The sequence below is a fragment of the Nonlabens sp. Ci31 genome, from assembly GCF_012974865.1.
GTDB lineage: Bacteria > Bacteroidota > Bacteroidia > Flavobacteriales > Flavobacteriaceae > Nonlabens.
In genome coordinates this window covers 1,563,660-1,582,208 of the sequence record NZ_CP043633.1, presented here as the reverse complement: position 1 = coordinate 1,582,208, position 18,549 = coordinate 1,563,660, and the positions used below count along the sequence as shown (strand labels likewise).

The following is an 18,549-nucleotide window of genomic DNA, read 5'->3' as shown; positions in this document are numbered from 1 at the left end:
CTATGAAAATATACAAATCAATTATCTTTTTGTTTCTTGGGATGCTTGTTTTTACTGCATGTGATGATGCACTTACAGTAGAGCCGAGAGATAACCGGGTTACAGAAGCAGAGTTATTTCAAGATCCTGCCACCTATCGTGGCATTATTGCCAAAGCTTATGCAGGTCTTGCCGTAGGTGGACAAGCTGGTGGTGACGGTGATGCAGACATTTCTGGAATCGATGGTGGTTTTTCCAACTACCTAAGATTATACTGGAACATGCAAGAACTGACCACAGACGAGGCGATTATCGCTTGGAATGATGGAACGATCAAAGATTTACACGGCCATGTATGGACAGATGGGAATGAATTTATCAACGCCATGTTCTCAAGAGTGAATTATCAAATAGCGGTTTGTAATGAATTCTTAGCTCTAAGTACAGATGCAAAACTAAATGAATACAATATCCCAGCAGATATTAGAGCAGATGTTGCAGAGTATCGCGCTGAAGCAAGGTTTTTAAGAGCTTATTCTTACTATCATGGAATGGATCTTTTTGGCAAAATGCCTTTTAGAGATGTAAACTACGATCCAGCGGTTTTACCAGAAGTGAAAAATCGCGCTGAGTTATTTGAATTTATAGAATTAGAATTGTTAGCTATTGAAGATGATATGGTAGACGCTCGTATGAATGAATATGGACGCGCAGACAAAGCGGCGCTGTGGATGCTTTTATCAAAAATTTATCTAAATGCTGAAGTCTATACAGGTTCAGAAAGAAATACAGACGCAATTACACAGTTGAATAAAGTAATTTTAGCTGGCTATACAGTACCTAACGTACCTTATGCTTACAGTTTCCAAGCAGACAACAATCGTAATGGTGCAGAGAGCGAATTTATCTGGACTATCAATTTTGATGGTTTAAATACACAAACTTTCGGTGGTACTACTTATTTGACTCACGCTCCAGTAGGTGGAAATATGGACCCAACAGAATTCGGTATCAACGGTGGTTGGGGCGGTATTAGAACTACACCAGAATTTGTAGAATTATTTCCAGGAGAAGAAAACTCTGCTGACACGAGAGAGACGTTCTTTACCGATGATCAAACAAAAGAAATTGCAGATGTAGGACAATTTAAAGATGGCTTTGCTATTCAGAAATTTAAAAACATCAACGTAGACGGATCTGCTGGTGTGGATCAAGCAGGTGATTTTGTAGATATTGATTTTCCTGTCTTTCGTTTATCAGATGCGTACTTAATGTATGCTGAAGCTGTCTTAAGAGGTGGCGCAGGTGGAGACCTCAACACGGCCGAAGCCTATATCAACATCATACGTGAAAGAGCTTATGGTAACACTAGTGGAAATGTAACTGCTGGACAAATAGACTTAGGTTTCTTACTAGATGAAAGAGCTCGTGAATTACACTGGGAAACACATAGACGTCAAGATTTAGTGCGTTTCGGACAGTTCACTACTTCTAAGGTATGGGCTTGGAAAGGAAATGTACAAAATGGTACCACAACAGCCGCTTACAGAAACCTCTTGCCTATTCCAGCACAAGAGTTAAATCAAAATCCTAATCTACAACCACAAAACACTGGTTACTAATCTTATAAATCAAATACAAATGAAAAAGTTTTCAATATTAATGCTTTCGTTTTTAGCTCTCGCAGCAGTTATGTCTTGTGATGATACCGATAGCGAAGAGTTTTCACTAGACACGAACAGCTCTGGAGAAATCGTTTTATCTCCAGAAATAAACACCTTTGAGGTGACAGAAACAAATGGTGCAGATCTTGCAGAAAGGTTTTCATGGAACAGAATAACTTTTGAAACTCCTGTTCAAATTGATTATCAGCTAGAAATGGATCTTGAATCAGGTGACTTTAGCTCACCTGCTGTATTAGGGGCTAACAATAGTACTAATGCAGCGGTTACTTACAATGCATTAAATGATGCTGCCCTTGGATTAGGTGCAGAGCCAGGCTCAGCTAACAACTTCAAGTTAAGAGTAAAAGCTACCACTGCATCTGCAGCTGTAAATCCAGTATTTTCTAATGAAGTTACTGCAGTGATTACTCCATTTGAAGCCTACCCTTTCAAACCTTTGTATTTTGTAGGTGCTGCAACAGAGCCAGGATGGAACAACGGTGATGGAAACGGAGAAACGAACCCAGCTCTTTATGTAGATATCAATGATGTGAACAAGCATTATTACACAGGTTACTTCAATGCTGACGCGTTTAAAATTCTTTCTAATCTAGGAATGTGGCAACCACAGTACGGGGAAAGAAATGGTGCTGTAGGTGTAAATGATGGTGCTGGAAATGATCCCAACGTTTTTTCTGCTCCCACTGCTGGATATTATGACTTTACAATAGATGTAACAGGAGTAACTAATGATTCAGAAGGTTCTTCAAGTTTTAGCATGGTTCCAAACACAACTGCTGCCGCTGCTCCTACTTTCACGAGTATAGCAATTATAGGTGCTGCGACTCCCAATGGATGGAATGATCCAGATACGGACCTCACACAATCTACTTTTGACCCTCACAAATGGGTAGGACGCGATATCGTATTAATAGCTGGTGAAATGAAGATCAGAGCAGAAAACGACTGGACCAACAGTTGGGGTGATGCAACATCTGCTTATGCTGGACAGGGTAATAATAATAATGACCCAAATATTACTGTAAAAGCGGGTACTTATGACATCTTCTTCAATGATTTAGATGGAAGTTTCTTACTTATCCCTCAAGAATAATTTAATAATTTACTTTATTACAAGGGCTGTTCGCAGCCCTTTTTTTGCTCAAAACTCAAGCTATGAAAAACTTTACTTTATGTTTGATGTCCTTTATTTGTTTCGCTTTCGCGAAAGCGCAAGTAACCACATCACCATCCACACCCACACAATCCGATCAAGTAACATTAACTTTTGATGCTACAGGAACAGGCTTGGAAAATGCGACAGGGACTCTTTATGCCTACACGGGAGTGAACATTAATGGAACTAGGTGGCAAAATATAGTCAACAGTACTTTTAGTGATAATGCCACTGCTCCTCAATTTGTAAATACGGGCGGCAACATTTACCAACTTACTCTAGGAACAAGTATTGATCAATTTTACAACGTTGCCCCTGGGGAGGTAGTTTCTGAAATTTGCTTGGTCGTAAGAAATGCCACAGCAACTGCTCAAACCAGTCCAGACATTTTTCTAGATGTTTTTCTTCCTGGATTGAACACAGTGATTACTTCACCTCAAGATGGAGACATATTTACCCTAAATCAAAACATAACTATTTCTGGTGACTGTTCTCAAAATACAGCTCTTGATCTCAGTGTTAATAATTCTAGTATAGCATCTACGACGGCTATGAATATTAGCGGTTCTTATACATTTACTACGGCTGGATCTTATGATATTACCATAACAGCAACTAACGGAACTGATACGTCCAGCGATACGGTAAACGTGTTTGTGCCTGGTACGACTCAAAATCTTCCGCGTCCAACAGGATTGAAAAATGGAGTCAATGAAAATGCCGACGGTAGCGTCACGTTCCTTCTTGCTGCACCTCTTAAAAATGATGTGGCTCTGGTAGGAAGTTTTACCAACTGGAATCTAGATACCAATTACCAAATGAATAAGGATGGGGATTACTTTTGGATAACTGTTCCCGCCAGCGAATTCTCTGCAAATACAGAGTTTATGTATCAATATTTAGTGGACTTTGATATCAAAGTGGCCGACCCATATAGCCAGCTGATATTGGACCCTGGAAGCGACCCCTTTATTCCTGTAGGCAATTACCCGAATCTAACAGCGTATCCATCTAACGAGACTACAGGGGATGTAACTTTGTACACTTACCAAAAAACAGCTTATAACTGGACCGTAACTAATTTTACAAAACCCGATCAAGAAAATCTTGTAGTCTATGAGTTACTCGTAAGAGATTTCTCAGAGCAAGACAGTTACCAGCAAGTAATAGATCGCATTGATTACTTAGAAACATTAGGAATCAATGCCCTTCAATTAATGCCTATTAACGAATTTGAAGGCAGCGACAGTTGGGGTTACAACCCTAAGCTTCATGGAGCGGTTGACAAAGCCTACGGTACTCCAGAAAAATTTAAAGAACTGGTAGATTTATGCCACTCCAAAGGCATTGCGGTTATTATTGACGTCGTGTACAATCACGCTTTCAGCCAGAGTCCTTTGTGTCAAATGTGGTGGGATCCCGCTAACTTTAGGCCTGCAACAAATAGCCCTTACATGAATGCTACAGCACGACATGACTTTAATGTAGGCTATGACATGAATCATGAGAGTTCCTTTACTCGTGACTATGTCAAACAAACCTTGCAATTTTTAATTGATGAGTACCGAGTGGACGGATTCAGATTTGACCTTTCTAAAGGATTTACTCAAAACAATACGTTAGGAAACATAGGGGCATGGAATGCATATGATCAATCCAGAGTAGATATCTTAAATGATTACCGCAATACCATATGGAATGCAAACACTAATGATATTTACATGATTCTAGAACATCTATCAGATAATAGTGAAGAAAAAGTTCTTGCTGACGCCGGATTTATGCTTTGGGGAAAAATGACCGATGAGTACAATCAAAACTCTATGGGATTCGGTGGTAATACAAATATCTTTCGGTCCTATTTTAACTCGCGTAACTTTAATAATCAACATTTAGTTGCTTATGCCGAAAGCCATGACGAGCAACGATTGATGTATAAGAACCTCCTATTCGGTAATAATTCCAACTCTTCTCATAATGTTAGAACATTGCCAGTGGCTTTAGATAGACAAGAAGCGATTGCTGCGATGCTGTATAGTATTCCTGGACCTAAAATGTTATGGCAATTTGGAGAACTAGGCTATGAATTAGACATTGATTTAAATGGTCGCACAGGTCGCAAACCTATTCCGTGGACATTGGGTTATGATACAGATACAGACCGTATGGATTTGTATCATGTGACCGCTACTATGATCAATTTTAAAACCTTGTACCCAGATACTTTTAATAGTACCAATAACAACCTTGATGTAAGCGGACTGGTAAAAAGAATTAATCTTAACGGTTCTCAATTTGATGCTGTTGTTATAGCTAACTTTGCAGTGACTGCACAAAATATCAACCCTAATTTCTCACAAACAGGAAGCTGGTACGATTATTTTAATAACAACACCGCTATCAACGTAACGAATCAAACGGCCTTGATTAATTTACAACCTGGGGAATATAAACTGTACACGACTCAGCAATTACAAGATCCATTAAGTAATGAGGATGTCCGTTCTTTATCCTCCTCAATCAAGTTATTTCCCAATCCAGCATCCGATACTTTTAAGCTATCTGAAGAAGTAGAAACCGTACGTATTTACCAGGTATCTGGTCAACTGGTAAAAAGTTTTAAAGGACCACAAAGCCATTATGGAATTAGTGATTTAAAACAAGGAATATATTTTGTAGAATTGATAAATAGAGATCAAGTTCAAGTTGAAAAACTCATAAAGAGCTAATCTTTGTTCGTTCCAACACTTGATCTGATACAAATAAAAAGAGCTAGGCATTTTATGAAAGCAAAGAAAAATGCCTGTTGACATCAATAGGATTTAGCCAGTAATTCCTTTACAGCAACTCGAACTCTTTTCATCAATCGTCCAGTTGCACTAAGCCTATCTTCGGATGGGCTTTTTTTATTTTATAAAAAAACCTGATTTAATACCAATTTGTTTTCTGAATGACATATTATAAATTCGAATTGTTTTTTATCCAGTTTAGGAATAAAATCTAAGCATAGCAGTAGCTAGGGTTCTATTTTATGACAACAAATGGGTGGAAGAGAAACTAATTTTATACGGCATTTAAAAGATAAATTAGTGTAAAATAACATCAGTTGGTGTATTTAAATTAGAATGTGACGCTATCTATCTAAAAAGCTGTCTTTCTAACAAGAAAGTAGTCATTACAACATCAAAATTTTGCTGAATGTCTACCGGCATATACTTGATTCTGTTTTGTCCACAGCGCACCCGTAGTTTTTCAAAATATTCCTTTACCGCTTTCTGATACTCTTCTCTAACATTATCTGCATAAAGGTTGATGTATTCTCCTGTTTCCACATCTGTATAACGGGTCGGTCTATTGGAGAATTCAAAATTGACCTCAGTAGCACTATCGTAAGTATGAAAAAGCACCACATCGTGTTTGTTATATTTTAAATGCCTTAAGGCTTCAAAGAGTTCATCCTCATGCCTATCACTTTGAAACATATCTGTAAAAAGAAAGATAAGCGACCTGCGTTTGATGTTCTCTGCTATTTCATGCAGGTATTTATAAGTGTCTGTAGTTTGACCACTTGGTTTGCTGCTACTTATTCTAGAAAGTTGGTCCAACAACATATTGTGATGCCTCTCACTTCCTTTTTCTGGAGCGTAATATTCGTACTCGTTAGCATAAATACTCAATCCAACGGCATCGCGTTGTTTCTTTAATAGGTTCATCACACTTGCCGCTGCGAGCGCAGTAAAACCTATTTTATTAAGCGATCCTATTTCTTGCTTTTTAGTAAGCGGATAATGCATCGATGGACTATTATCTATAATAAGGTGACAACGCAAGTTGGTTTCCTCATCATATCTTTTGGTATAAAGCTTGTCTGTTTTAGCAAATAATTTCCAGTCGATATGACGCGTACTTTCTCCTTGGTTATAAATCTTATGCTCAGCAAACTCAGCACTAAAACCATGAAAAGGCGATTTGTGCATCCCACTGATATAGCCTTCCACCACTTGACTAGCAAGTAACTGTAGGTTTTTAAAACCCGTAGTTTTGTTGAGTTCTTGTTGTACGTCCATAGGGTGAAGATAATAAAATAAAGCAGGAATCGCTGCTTTGGCTTTCCTGCTTTCTCTTGTAGTTTTGAGTTTGTTTTGTTCTCGCTTTCGCGAAAGCAAATCCTAAATCAGATCGTTTCACCACTACTAACTAGTAGACTTTAACCACCATTTTACCTTTATTCTTACCATTAAAAAGATCTATAAATGCCTGAGGTATTTGATCAAATCCTTCCACGATGGTCTCTTCATGCTTTAATTTTCCTTCGCGCAGCCATTGAGAAAGTTGTTGTATGCCTTCAGGAAAATCGTTCTCATAATTACTCACTATAAAGCCCTGCATCTTGACACTTTTTTTTACTAGGGTCGTTTCTAATCTAGGTCCAGTAGGCGGTTCTGTCTCGTTATAAAGTGAGATCGCACCACAATTTACTACACGACCGAATCGATTGATATTCTTCATTGCAGCATCCAGTATATTTCCTCCCACATTATCGTAATAAACATCTATACCGTCTGGAGCATGTTCTTTAATGGCACTCGCCATATCGGTAACTTTGTTGTAATTGATCGCCGAGTCAAAACCAAATTTATCTTTGAGCATGGCCACTTTTTCATCGGTTCCCGCAATCCCTATTACCTGCATGCCCTTAATTTTCCCAATCTGTCCAACAACAGAGCCCACGGCACCCGCAGCACCAGAGACGAGAAGAGTCTCTCCTTTTTCAGGGGCTCCGATTCTATTCAAACCAAAATAAGCGGTCAATCCAGTCATTCCTAAAATTCCCAAATAGGCACTTAGTGGAACCTGTTGCGGATCTACTTTGCGCAATTCCTTACCTGAATGCGCTTGAACCTCTTTCCAATCTAACATACCAGTGAGAAAATCACCTTTTTTAAAATCGCTATGCTTAGTTTCCAACACCTCAGCAACAATAGCAGATACTATAGGCTTCTCTAGTTGAAATGGTTCTACATACGACTTTTCATCCCGCATACGTCCTCTTAAGTAGGGATCTACAGAAACGTATTTTGTTTTTAATAGCATTTCGCCTTCTTTTGGTATAGGCTGTTCCTCCTCTATAAATTCAAAATCACTTGTCTTTGGAGTTCCTTTTGGTCGCTGCTTTAATACTATGGTCTTACTCATGATGTGTTGTTTTGATTTCAAGATAACACATTAGCCATTAGCACTCTATTAGTATTTTATTAAAGTATGGCTAGGAAATCCCAACTTTCAGCAAAAAAATAAATTAAATAAGCCGTGCACAAATCTGAAAAAAGTGCATAAAAAAGCCCGTTCCAATAAAACAGGCTTGATTATATAGTATTTTGAAACTAGTTCAAAAGAGCGTCTAAAGCATCTGTGTAAGCGTTCTTAGGAGCGACTCCTACCTGACGGCCTACTACTTCACCATTTTGAAAAACTAATACTGTAGGGATGTTACGCACGCCATATTTAGCAGCAAATTCTTGATTTGCATCAACGTCCATTTTACCTACAAGAGCTTTATCAGCATATTCTGTAGAAACCTCATCAATGATAGGTCCTACCATGCGACATGGTCCGCACCACGCTGCCCAAAAGTCAACCAATACTGGTTTATCACTTTTTAATACGGTTTCTTCAAAGTTTGCATCTGTTATTTCTAGTGCCATGATATTTTTCTTTATTAATTTATACAAAGTTAAACAAAAGTAAGCCCATACTCACAAGACAAGTATTGTAGTTACTTATATCGATATTTTGGTTTTTAATATGGTGAAATTTTTAATGCCTTTTTCACTACAAAACATTTGGATATGGGATGGGGATCAGAATTCACCACTGCTCATTTCATCCCATCTGTGCTGCAAGAAAATCTGTTCTATGCATTCCTCTCGCAAAAAGCTTGTTGGGTGCCAGTTCCAGGCGAGGATCCTGTGTTCTTTTGATCCTGGTACAACACCTCCGATTCTATCTTATAAATTACAAGTTCTAAGTAGTATCTAATCTCGATGCAACTGCTCGTCTGCATAGCCCAGGTGACAATAAGCGAGCTAAATCGCAGTGCAATTGGCATAGTGGTGGATTGCGATGTGAATTAAAATCAAAGCTCCCTATTCTCACTTCAGTATATTTTAAGACTCCAATGCCTCAATCTCTTGCACCAATTCCACAAACATCTCCACACTGATCTGTTCTGGTCTTAGATTAAAGATCTCTTTTTCACGCATTTCATCAGGTAATTTCATTGTTTTCAAAGAGTTTCTCAAAGTTTTACGTCTTTGTTGAAAAGCTAATTTCACAACTTGACGCAACTTTGCATAAGAACAAGGCAACTTATCATAATCTTCCTTGCGCGTTAACCTCAGCACACCACTGTCCACTCTAGGTGGCGGATTGAACACTTCAGGGCCAACGGTAAAAAGGTACTCAGCGTGGTAGTAAGCCTGAGCTAAAACGGATAGTATACCATATGTTTTAGAACCGTGAAGCGCACAAATACGCTTAGCCACTTCTTTTTGAAACATCCCACCAAATTCTGGAATCTGGTCTCTATTTTCAATCGTCTTAAAAACAATTTGTGTACTGATGTTATATGGAAAGTTACCTATAATCGCAAATGAGCCGTCTCCGTAGATTTCAGTCAGATCTTTTTTAAGAAAGTCTGCTTCTACGACTTCAAAAGTATGTTCGTTGACAATTTTAGAATGTTCTACAGGAAAGTTTTGCTTTAAATAGGCTACCGATTCTCGATCCAATTCTAGAGCAGTAACTTTGATTTCTTTCCTAATCACATGCTTGGTAAGCACCCCTGTTCCTGGACCTATTTCCAGAACTTGATCATATCCTTTGTAACTCAAGCAGTTTGCTATACGTATGGCTACGGTATCATCTTTTAAAAAGTGCTGACCTAGGTGTTTCTTTGCAGTAACGCCTTTATCGTGTGAAGTGTATTTTTTGTATTTAGCCAATTTATTTTATTTTTCAGTCGCAGTTTTCAGTCGCAGTTTTCAGTCGCAGTTTTCAGTCGCAGTTTTCAGTCGCAGTTTTCAGTCGCAGTTTTCAGTCGCAGTTTTCAGTCGCAGTTTTCAGTCGCAGTTTTCAGTCGCAGTTTTCAGTCGCAGTTTTCAGTCGCAGTTTTCAGTCGCAGTTTTCAGTCGCAGTTTTCAGTCGCAGTTTTCAGTCGCAGTTTTCAGTCGCAGTTTTCAGTCGCAGTTTTCAGTCGCAGTTTTCAGTCGCAGTTTTCAGTCGCAGTTTTCAGTCGCAGTTTTCAGTCGCAGTTTTCAGTTTTTAGCAAAGCTAAAAACTAACTTCCCGTTATTAACCGAACATTGATACTGCTACTGAAAACTAATCTCGTCTCACATGATACTCATCAATCAATTCCAGTTCTGTTCTAAAAGACAGTACTCGTTCTCCAAATTTAGCTAGTCCTTCTTTCCTTAATGCAGGAGCGTAATCGTCGTAATATTTTTGTAGCGCATCTTTATCAATAGCTTTATACTGAATAGAGAAAGTGCTGGAACCATCTTTATCTTCTACCAGAACTCTTGTGAGTCTTGCATCCATAAATAGTCCTGTCCCTAATACTTTAGCAATATGCTCTCTTATCCATGGGATCCATTCGGACTCTAGCGAAGCGTCCATATTACAAGTGACATTATATATAATCATAAATAGGTTGATTTTATTTAGCTTTAAAAAGCCTTTTCATTTTCATCACCACGCAGCCTGCGATAGCGCCTGCGGGCATCTACAAAATGAATACTATCGGCATGGTTAAATATTATTTTTTCAAAAAGCTCTTGTGCTTTTTGAGGATCTGAGAGTTGTTCTTGATACAACAATCCCATTCTGTAATAGGCATCATCTGCAAGGATTCCATCTCCATAATTATCGATGATCACCTGGTAGTTGTCTCTAGCTTTTTCAAACCTTCCCTCTACTTCGTATAGCTGAGCTTGTTTTAGTAAGGCCTCATCTTCGATAGGATCTCCTTTGTGATCTAAGAGTAATTGATCGTATAAAATGATGGCTTCAGCTCTTTTATTCTGATATTGTTTTAATTCCGCTTTCGCGAAAGCTTTCAGCGCAACAAAAGTAGTGTCTTCTTTAGAGTGGTCGGCAATAGTCAGGCTTAACTCCATTGCATCGTTTGCAATGAGTTTACTCGCAGCGCTGCGCAGTACCTTCAACTGAGTAAGGCTCCAAGGAAAATCGCCTTGAAAATAGCTGGTACGCGCTACTTTAAATTGAGATTCCTGAGAACGTAAATCGTTGGGCAAATCATTTTGAATCTGGCTGTAATAAATCAGAGCTCTATTGAATTGCTCCTGCAACACAAGAATATCAGCCAGTAACATTTTTACATCTGCTTTTTGAAATTTACTCAAGCTTGTTTTCTCTAAGGCGACAAGTAAATCACTTGCCTCTTGAGGTTGATTTATTTTGAATGCTAAGAAGTTAGCAAAGTCCAGTTGCAATCTAAAGGTTTCTTTATCTCTACCGTAATAGGTTAAAAGACTTTCATAATCTTGTTTGATCAGTTCATATGCTTCAGCGGTTGCCGCATCAGCTCTTAATTTGATCCTAAGGCTTTGGGCTGTATACTTGACACTTATAGATGGTGTTTCTTCAATCATATAGTCCAGTATCTCTCCTGCTGCTTCCAGATCGTTCTCATCTATAGCCGTTTCTACCAGATCTTGAATATTGTACATATTGGTTTGATCACGCTTATAAATGGCCTTTTCTTGAATAAAGGCTTTTTTAAAATCTTTTTGCTGTACAAAAAGCCATGACAACAGCTGATTGTATATAGGGTCTGGATTTTCACGTAAGCGTAATAACAACACTTTTCTTAAGATCTTATTTCCTTCATTCTCTGCATCATCGGTTACATATTGAGAAAAAAGTGCTTGAGCGCGGGAACGATACACCGCATTTTGCTCTATCATTTTGATATTGGTATCAAACATCTTTTCTAGATTACCTTGCTCGCCGTATAACCTAGCCAGCTGGTAATTGTAATTGAGCTTGTCATTGAGCGCCATTCCCTTTTCATAGGCGGTAATAGCCTCTTCTAGCTCATTGCGTTGTTCAAATCTATAAGCGATTCCGTAGGTGAGTTGTGGTAGGGAATCTATGGCCTTTATGGCTTTTTGATAGTATGTACTGGCGAGACTATCTTTTCCTTGCAAGGTGGCATTGTACCCTCTTTCTATAGAAAACATTTCATCACGAGCTGTTGTTTTCTGAGCTATATCTATTAATGAATCTACACTTTCATAGCGTTCTAATTGCTGATAAACTTCTACCAAAGCAAACACGCTCCTCGGATTGCGCTTGTTGAGTTCATATATTTTTTGATAGATTTTTAGCGCTTTAGTATATTCCCCTTGATCCATATAGTTTTCGGCAAGCTTAGAATCCTGAGCAAAGCCCATGGAACAAGAAAGCACCGCAACAACTAGAAAAAGAGTACGCATAAGATTTTAAAGTTAATTTATAGTATCAAAACCACAATATGGAATCAATACTTTAGGGATATGAATGGCATTATTGACTTGAAAGTTTTCAAGAATACTTGCAAGGATACGAGGTAAGGCTAAGGAGCTACCGTTTAAAGTGTGGGCTAGTTCTGTTCCTTTATCTCCAGTTCTGTAACGCAATTTCAAACGATTTGCTTGAAAGGTCTTAAAGTTAGAAACACTGCTTACTTCTAACCATTTTTCTTGAGCCGTACTGTACACTTCAAAATCATAAGTTAAGGTAGAGGTAAACCCTAAATCACCCCCACAAAGTCTCAAAATACGATAAGGCAATTCTAGTTCTTCAAGAATTCCTTTCACATGTACCACCATAGCATCTAGGGCAGCACCACTTTGATCTGGATGCTCGATGCGTAGGATCTCTACTTTATCAAACTGGTGCAAGCGGTTCAATCCTCTTACATCACTTCCATAACTTCCAGCCTCACGACGGAAACATGGGGTATATCCTGTCATAGCGATAGGAAAGTCTTTCATATCTAATAGACTGCCACGATATAAATTGGTGATAGGCACTTCCGCTGTTGGGATTAAATACAGGTCATCTATACCTACGTGGTACATCTGCCCTTCTTTATCTGGTAACTGACCTGTGCCATAACCACTCGCTTCGTTAACCAATAGAGGTACTTGCATCTCCTCATAACCAGCAGCAGTATTTTTATCCAAGAAGTAATTGATCAACGCACGTTGCAATCTTGCTCCTTTATTTTTATATACAGGAAATCCAGCACCAGTAATTTTATTACCGAGTTCAAAATCAATGATATCATAATCTTTGACCAGTTCCCAGTGTGGTTTTGCACCATCGTGCAATACAGGTATTTCTCCATGTTGAGAAACCACCTCATTATCTTCATCGCTATTACCGGCAGGAACGCTGTCATGAGGTATGTTGGGAATCGCATATAAAATGGTCTGTAATTCTTCTACAGCTGCATTCAATTGGTCGGCCAGCTCTTTTGAAGATTCTTTTAGATCAGTTGTTTGGGCCTTGAGCTCATTTGCTTCAGCGGCTTTTCCAGACTTGAATAACTCTCCAATCTCTTTAGAAAGCTTGTTGCTCTTTGAAAGCGTCTCATCCAGCTGCCCTTGAAGATTGCGGCGATTTTCATCTACAGCAATAGCACTTTCCAATAAAGGAAGTGCATCGATATTTCTCTTTTGTAAAGCTTTTGCAAAAGCGTCTTTATTTTCACGTATTTCTGCTATTTGAAGCATGTGATCTGATTTAAAATGTAAAAAGTAAAATTAGGGATTATCGGTAACATAACGACTTTAAGTATGGCTTAGTTTTTAAGCGGCTTATTTTCTTTATAAAGGGAAGAAGGCAGGATCCATTTATGGTGTTTAAAATGACTCCATTCTTCCTTTGTCAGATCTATTTTAGGGTCTGTAAATTGTTTTCTAATTCTTCCGTTTATGGATACTTTTAAATCTGCATAGACCTCGATTTCTTTCCCTTCTTCAGCGTATATTTCTTTTAGCTCCTGGGCAAATTGCCATATAAAATCGGGCTTTGATTGTACAGATCGTTGCTGTTTAGGACTCAAATAATACTCTAATGGAACAGCTGTTTTCTTACCGGTATCTTTTTCCACGATATAATATACACCTGATCCAGCTCTACTGCGCAGCATCATGCGCCAGCTCAATCGGTGACCTTCTTCAGTCCAAAGCACGTCATCTTCTATGATCCAATGTCGCAAGGGCAACAACAGCATGGCCAAAAGGAATACTGTTCCAGAAAAAACAATAAGGTTCTTTGTTTTAGGGACGAGAACTTCAGCAGCTGCATAATAAGATTTCTTCTTAAGGAATCTTTTATGCAACACCTCTGTAGAAAAGAAAAAGAGCAAAAAGGATAAAGCGAGATAAGGAAAAATGCCAATTTGAAAAACCACACTATTAAAAACATGAAAAAATACAGAAGCAACAACAGCTATCCACCGTGTTTTTTTCCACAGTAAAAAGGGCACGATCAATAGGTCAAAAAACAATCCGAAATACAATATTGCTTGATGTACCCAATCCTGTTGTAGGATATCAAAATTCCTACCTCTAGTGCTCATTAAATATTTAGGAAAACTTCCATCCAGCCAGTCTGGGTAAAATTTTGCCACACTAGCATAAGCGTATATGATTCCTAAAAAGCTAATGATGAATATATAAATCCATCTGGACATGTGCTCTTTTCTAAAAGACGGGTTCCATAGCGCATCCAAAGAAGCCGATCGATTTGCTGGAAGCAGCAGCATTAAAAAATTGAGCAGCATTAATAGATAACAATGGTTGTTATAGCTGCTCTTTTGCATTAAATAAACGTAGGCCCAGCTAATGGCATAGAACAATAAGGCCATGCGGTATTTGTAACCTACCATGACTAATAAACCTGCCACTCCCATTAGAGCATACAACACATACATCCAGTTTCCTGGAAGTGGTTCTAAGAATTCAAATCCTATAAAAGTAAAGGTAAAATCCGGCTCTATAAAAAGTTTGTTCACGGCTCCTAATGCGATAGAACCAAAAGCCTCACAAGCAATAAGCAACCCGAACAACATTCTAAAAAGAACCAGTGCCGTGTTATCCACTTGTGTAAAAAGCCATCTATTCCATTTGCCGTACATATATCCTAGTGTTTTTCTCATCCAGCTGCATAGCTGCTACTAGATCTGAAAGATGGTGAAATTTCTTTTCACTTCTCAATCGTTTATGAAAGAAGAGTTCCATCTCTTTATCATAAAGATCTTCCCTAAGGTCCAAATAATAGGTCTCTATAGTCTGAGAAGCGTCGCTAGAAACTGTAGGGTTATTACCTATGTTAGTCATTCCGTAAACACGCTGCCCATTGATCATAGAGCTTGTAATGTAGACTCCTGATGCAGGTATGATTTTATAAGATTCTTTTACAGATAAATTTGCTGTAGGATAGCCTATGGTACGCCCTATTTTCTTTCCAGAAATAATGACCCCGTGAATACTAAAGTCGCGATTCAAATATTTGTTAGTGATTTCAATAGAACCTTTTTCCAGTGTAGTCCTTATTTTGGTACTGCTTACCGCTACTTCTTCTACTTCTTTTTTTGAAATCTCGATAACTTCAAAATCAAACTCGGCCGCATATTCTTTTAATTCTTTAATACTTGCCGATCTATTGATTCCAAATCTGTGATCATAACCTATAACCACTACTTTGGCTTGTAAGCGGTCTACAAGAATTTCTTTCACATAGTCTATCGCAGTAGTTCTGGAAAATTCTTTTGAAAAAGGATGGATCACTATGTTTTCTATCCCTTGACTTGCCACAAGTGCGACACGCTCATCGATGGAATTGATCAATTTAAGGTCTTGATCTGGCTGTAAAACCATTCTAGGATGTGGAAAAAAAGTAAGTAAAACACTGGTCAAAGAATCCTTATGAGCTCTCTTTACGACTCGCTCTAGAATTTTTTGATGTCCTTGATGCACCCCATCAAAGGTCCCTATGGTTACCACAGCGCCTTTAGAGGTTTTATATTGATCAATATTAGTATACGTATTCAATTCAGGATATTCTTTGAAAGCATGCAAATTATAATAATCTCCTCACATTTGGGGACTTTTAAGAGCCTTTTAATGATTGTGATATAGGTGGGTTGCTTTGTTTTTGTCTCGCTTTCGCGCCATGCCTGCCGGCAGGCAGGAAAGCGGGAATATCATCCAGCTATCTCCCCTCTAATAACTACTTGCCATTAAACTGGTTCATTGTATTAGCAAGTCCGGCATGTGTAAAGGATAGCGCCATATCTACAGCAGTACTCAAGCGTTCTGGCAAATCTTTCTTTTCTTCCTTATTCCATTCTCCGAGTACATAATCCACCTGACTTCCCTTTGAAAATTCATCAGAAATCCCGAAACGCAATCGAGGATATTTAGGAGTATTTAATGTAATTTGGGTGTCTTTTAGACCGTTGTGACCTCCATCAGTTCCTTTGGCCTTCATACGCAGGGTACCAAATGGCAAATTCAAATCGTCTGTAACGACAAGAATATTTTCTATGTCAATGTTTTCTTGTTTCATATAGAACTTAATCGCTTTACCGCTCAAGTTCATATATGTATTGGGTTTTAGTAGGAGGACGCTTTTACCTTTATGAGTAATACTTACGACGTCTCCTAACTTTAAAGTTTCAAAAGCAGCTTCCTTTAAAATAGCGATTTCATCCAGTACTTTAAAACCTATATTATGCCTGGTTTGCACATATTTTGCGCCTGGATTTCCCAGACCTATAATCATGAATTTTTTCATGGGATCTTCTTCATTTAGAACAGTCGTGATTGTGGGTTCACGAACAAATATTTTTTTAAGCCAATTCAACATGGTATGGTGTAAAAATAAAAAAGCTGCAAGAAATAAATCTTGCAGCTTCTATATAAAATAAAAAATACTTATTCAGTTGCTTCCTCATCTTGAGAAGAAGGAACTTCTCCTGCCTCAACTTCTTCTTCGTCCTCAAGGACAGCTGTACGAGAAGTTTTGATCATAACTACTACAACAGAGTCTGGGTGCATGATTTCATACTCGTCCACTCTTAAGTCACGTACATATCTTTTGTTTCCTATTTTCATAGGTGTGATATCAATAGTGATAAAATCTGGTAAATTAGCTGGTAATGCTTTTACTTTTAATTTACGGTTGTTGCGACGTAAAACACCACCATTAAGTACCCCTTTTGAAATTCCTTCAAGAATTACAGGCACTTCCATAGTCACCATCTTATCATCAAAGATTTGGTAGAAATCTGCATGTAAAAGAAGTTCTCTTACTGGGTGCCATTGCATGTCTTGAGCAATTGCGTTGAATTTACCATCTTTACCTAGATCGAGAACCACGGTGTGCGCGTCTGGAGTGTAAACCAATTTTTTAAATGCTTTCTCTTCTGCTGAAAAGTGTATAGGCTCGTCTCCTCCGTAAATTACGCAAGGAACCAATCCAGCATTACGTAGGGCTTTAGTTGACTTTTTGCCCACGCTTTCTCTTTTTGATCCTGAGATCGTGATTGATTTCATGTTATATATATTTAGTTAATGAAATTACATTATAAAGTTGTCACTGATCGATTCATTGTTTTGCACGCTTTGCATTACTCCTGCAAATAACGATGCACAAGACAGCACTCTAATTTTAGGGCTTTCTTGTTTCAATGGGATCGAATCTGTAACGATTAATTCTAATAATTGAGAGTTATTGATACGCTCATACGCCTTTCCTGATAAAATCGCATGGGTACAGATAGCTCTAACACTTTTTGCTCCTCTCTCCATCATCACGTCTGCAGCTTTAGTAAGCGTGCCGGCAGTATCTACCATGTCATCTACTAAAACTACGTTTTTTCCTGTCACATCACCTATGAGTTCCATATGAGAAATCACATTTGCCTTCTGACGTTGCTTGTAACACACCACTACGTCACTTTCTAAGGTCTTAGCATAGGCGTAAGCACGCTTAGAACCACCCATATCTGGAGAGGCTATAGTAAGATCAGTTAAATTAAGACTCTTTAAATAAGGTATAAATAAAGAACTCGCAAAAAGATGATCCACTGGCTTTTCAAAAAATCCTTGAATCTGGTCTGCGTGTAAATCCATAGTAATAATACGAGTCGCACCAGCAGATTCTAAAATCTTAGCGATCATTTTTGCTCCTATAGGAACACGGGGTTTGTCTTTACGATCTTGTCTCGCCCAACCGAAGTAAGGAATCACCGCTGTAATGTGTCTTGCGCTGGCACGCTTTGCAGCATCCATCATCAAAAGCATTTCCATGATGTTATCACTACTAGGTTGTGTGGACCCAATGATAAAAATACGACGCCCTCTAATAGATTCCTCAAAAGATGGCTGAAACTCTCCATCGCTAAAAGTTGAAAAATTTACCTTACCTAAAGTGGCCCCATATTTGCCTGCAATCGCAGCTGCAAGGTCCATGCTCTGGCGACAGCCGAATAATTTAGCATCTTGTTGTAAAGCGTAGTTCATATTAAAATCTTTTAAGTCTTGATTTTAAGGCTGCAAATGTACTTATAATTTTAGAGAAGACATTCTAAATAACAGTCAATTTGTATATAGAAAGTGTTTTTATTTGTTACTTTTGCCATCCCAG

The 18,549-nt window shown here is 38.4% G+C and carries 15 protein-coding genes; 3 read left to right on the top strand and 12 right to left on the bottom strand.

Annotated elements, in window-relative coordinates:
• Positions 1-2 precede the first annotated feature (2 nt).
• The 3 genes from F0365_RS07005 to F0365_RS06995 all read left to right on the top strand — a co-directional run bounded on the left by F0365_RS07005 (position 3) and on the right by F0365_RS06995 (position 5,549).
• Positions 3-1,601 (top strand): RagB/SusD family nutrient uptake outer membrane protein, encoded by a 1,599-nt coding sequence (locus F0365_RS07005; RefSeq protein ID WP_169933049.1) that lies wholly within the window; start codon positions 3-5, stop codon positions 1,599-1,601.
• 19 nt (positions 1,602-1,620) lie between these two features.
• A complete protein-coding gene (locus F0365_RS07000; protein ID WP_169933048.1) occupies positions 1,621-2,757 on the top strand; it encodes a SusE domain-containing protein in 1,137 nt (378 codons plus the stop codon).
• Between the two features lie 62 nt (positions 2,758-2,819).
• Positions 2,820-5,549, top strand: a complete 2,730-nt coding sequence (locus tag F0365_RS06995) for an alpha-amylase family glycosyl hydrolase (RefSeq protein WP_169933047.1) — start codon at positions 2,820-2,822, stop codon at positions 5,547-5,549.
• 408 nt (positions 5,550-5,957) lie between these two features.
• On the opposite strand, the gene F0365_RS06990 is transcribed toward F0365_RS06995, so the two are convergent.
• From F0365_RS06990 to F0365_RS06935, 12 genes are all read right to left on the bottom strand, one after another.
• Positions 5,958-6,887 (bottom strand): DUF58 domain-containing protein, encoded by a 930-nt coding sequence (locus F0365_RS06990; protein ID WP_169933046.1) that lies wholly within the window; start codon positions 6,885-6,887, stop codon positions 5,958-5,960.
• Between the two features lie 130 nt (positions 6,888-7,017).
• A complete protein-coding gene (locus F0365_RS06985) occupies positions 7,018-8,016 on the bottom strand; it encodes an NADP-dependent oxidoreductase (protein WP_169933045.1) in 999 nt (332 codons plus the stop codon).
• 188 nt (positions 8,017-8,204) lie between these two features.
• Positions 8,205-8,525, bottom strand: a complete 321-nt coding sequence (trxA, locus tag F0365_RS06980; RefSeq protein ID WP_169933044.1) for a thioredoxin — start codon at positions 8,523-8,525, stop codon at positions 8,205-8,207.
• 462 nt (positions 8,526-8,987) lie between these two features.
• Complete coding sequence (gene rsmA, locus F0365_RS06975; protein ID WP_169933043.1) at positions 8,988-9,824, bottom strand: 16S rRNA (adenine(1518)-N(6)/adenine(1519)-N(6))-dimethyltransferase RsmA; 837 nt, start codon at positions 9,822-9,824, stop codon at positions 8,988-8,990.
• Positions 9,825-10,203: 379 nt separating this feature from the next.
• Complete coding sequence (locus F0365_RS06970) at positions 10,204-10,527, bottom strand: DUF4286 family protein (RefSeq protein ID WP_169933042.1); 324 nt, start codon at positions 10,525-10,527, stop codon at positions 10,204-10,206.
• Between the two features lie 23 nt (positions 10,528-10,550).
• Complete coding sequence (locus F0365_RS06965) at positions 10,551-12,341, bottom strand: tetratricopeptide repeat protein (protein WP_240961933.1); 1,791 nt, start codon at positions 12,339-12,341, stop codon at positions 10,551-10,553.
• Between the two features lie 12 nt (positions 12,342-12,353).
• Positions 12,354-13,625 (bottom strand): serine--tRNA ligase, encoded by a 1,272-nt coding sequence (gene serS / locus F0365_RS06960; protein WP_169933041.1) that lies wholly within the window; start codon positions 13,623-13,625, stop codon positions 12,354-12,356.
• Positions 13,626-13,693: 68 nt separating this feature from the next.
• The gene (locus F0365_RS06955; RefSeq protein ID WP_240961932.1) at positions 13,694-15,055 is read right to left on the bottom strand and encodes an HTTM domain-containing protein; all 1,362 of its coding nucleotides are present in this window, start codon (positions 15,053-15,055) and stop codon (positions 13,694-13,696) included.
• Entirely contained in the window at positions 15,015-15,950 is a 936-nt protein-coding gene (locus tag F0365_RS06950; RefSeq protein ID WP_169933040.1) for a bifunctional riboflavin kinase/FAD synthetase, read from the bottom strand. The genes F0365_RS06955 and F0365_RS06950 overlap by 41 nt, the downstream gene beginning before the upstream one ends.
• 178 nt (positions 15,951-16,128) lie before the next feature.
• Positions 16,129-16,767, bottom strand: coding sequence for an aminoacyl-tRNA hydrolase (gene pth / locus F0365_RS06945; protein WP_169933039.1), 639 nt, complete (start codon positions 16,765-16,767; stop codon positions 16,129-16,131).
• Between the two features lie 68 nt (positions 16,768-16,835).
• Entirely contained in the window at positions 16,836-17,456 is a 621-nt protein-coding gene (locus F0365_RS06940; protein ID WP_169933038.1) for a 50S ribosomal protein L25/general stress protein Ctc, read from the bottom strand.
• A gap of 24 nt (positions 17,457-17,480) precedes the next feature.
• A complete protein-coding gene (locus F0365_RS06935; RefSeq protein WP_169933037.1) occupies positions 17,481-18,425 on the bottom strand; it encodes a ribose-phosphate pyrophosphokinase in 945 nt (314 codons plus the stop codon).
• Between the last annotated feature and the right edge of the window lie 124 nt (positions 18,426-18,549).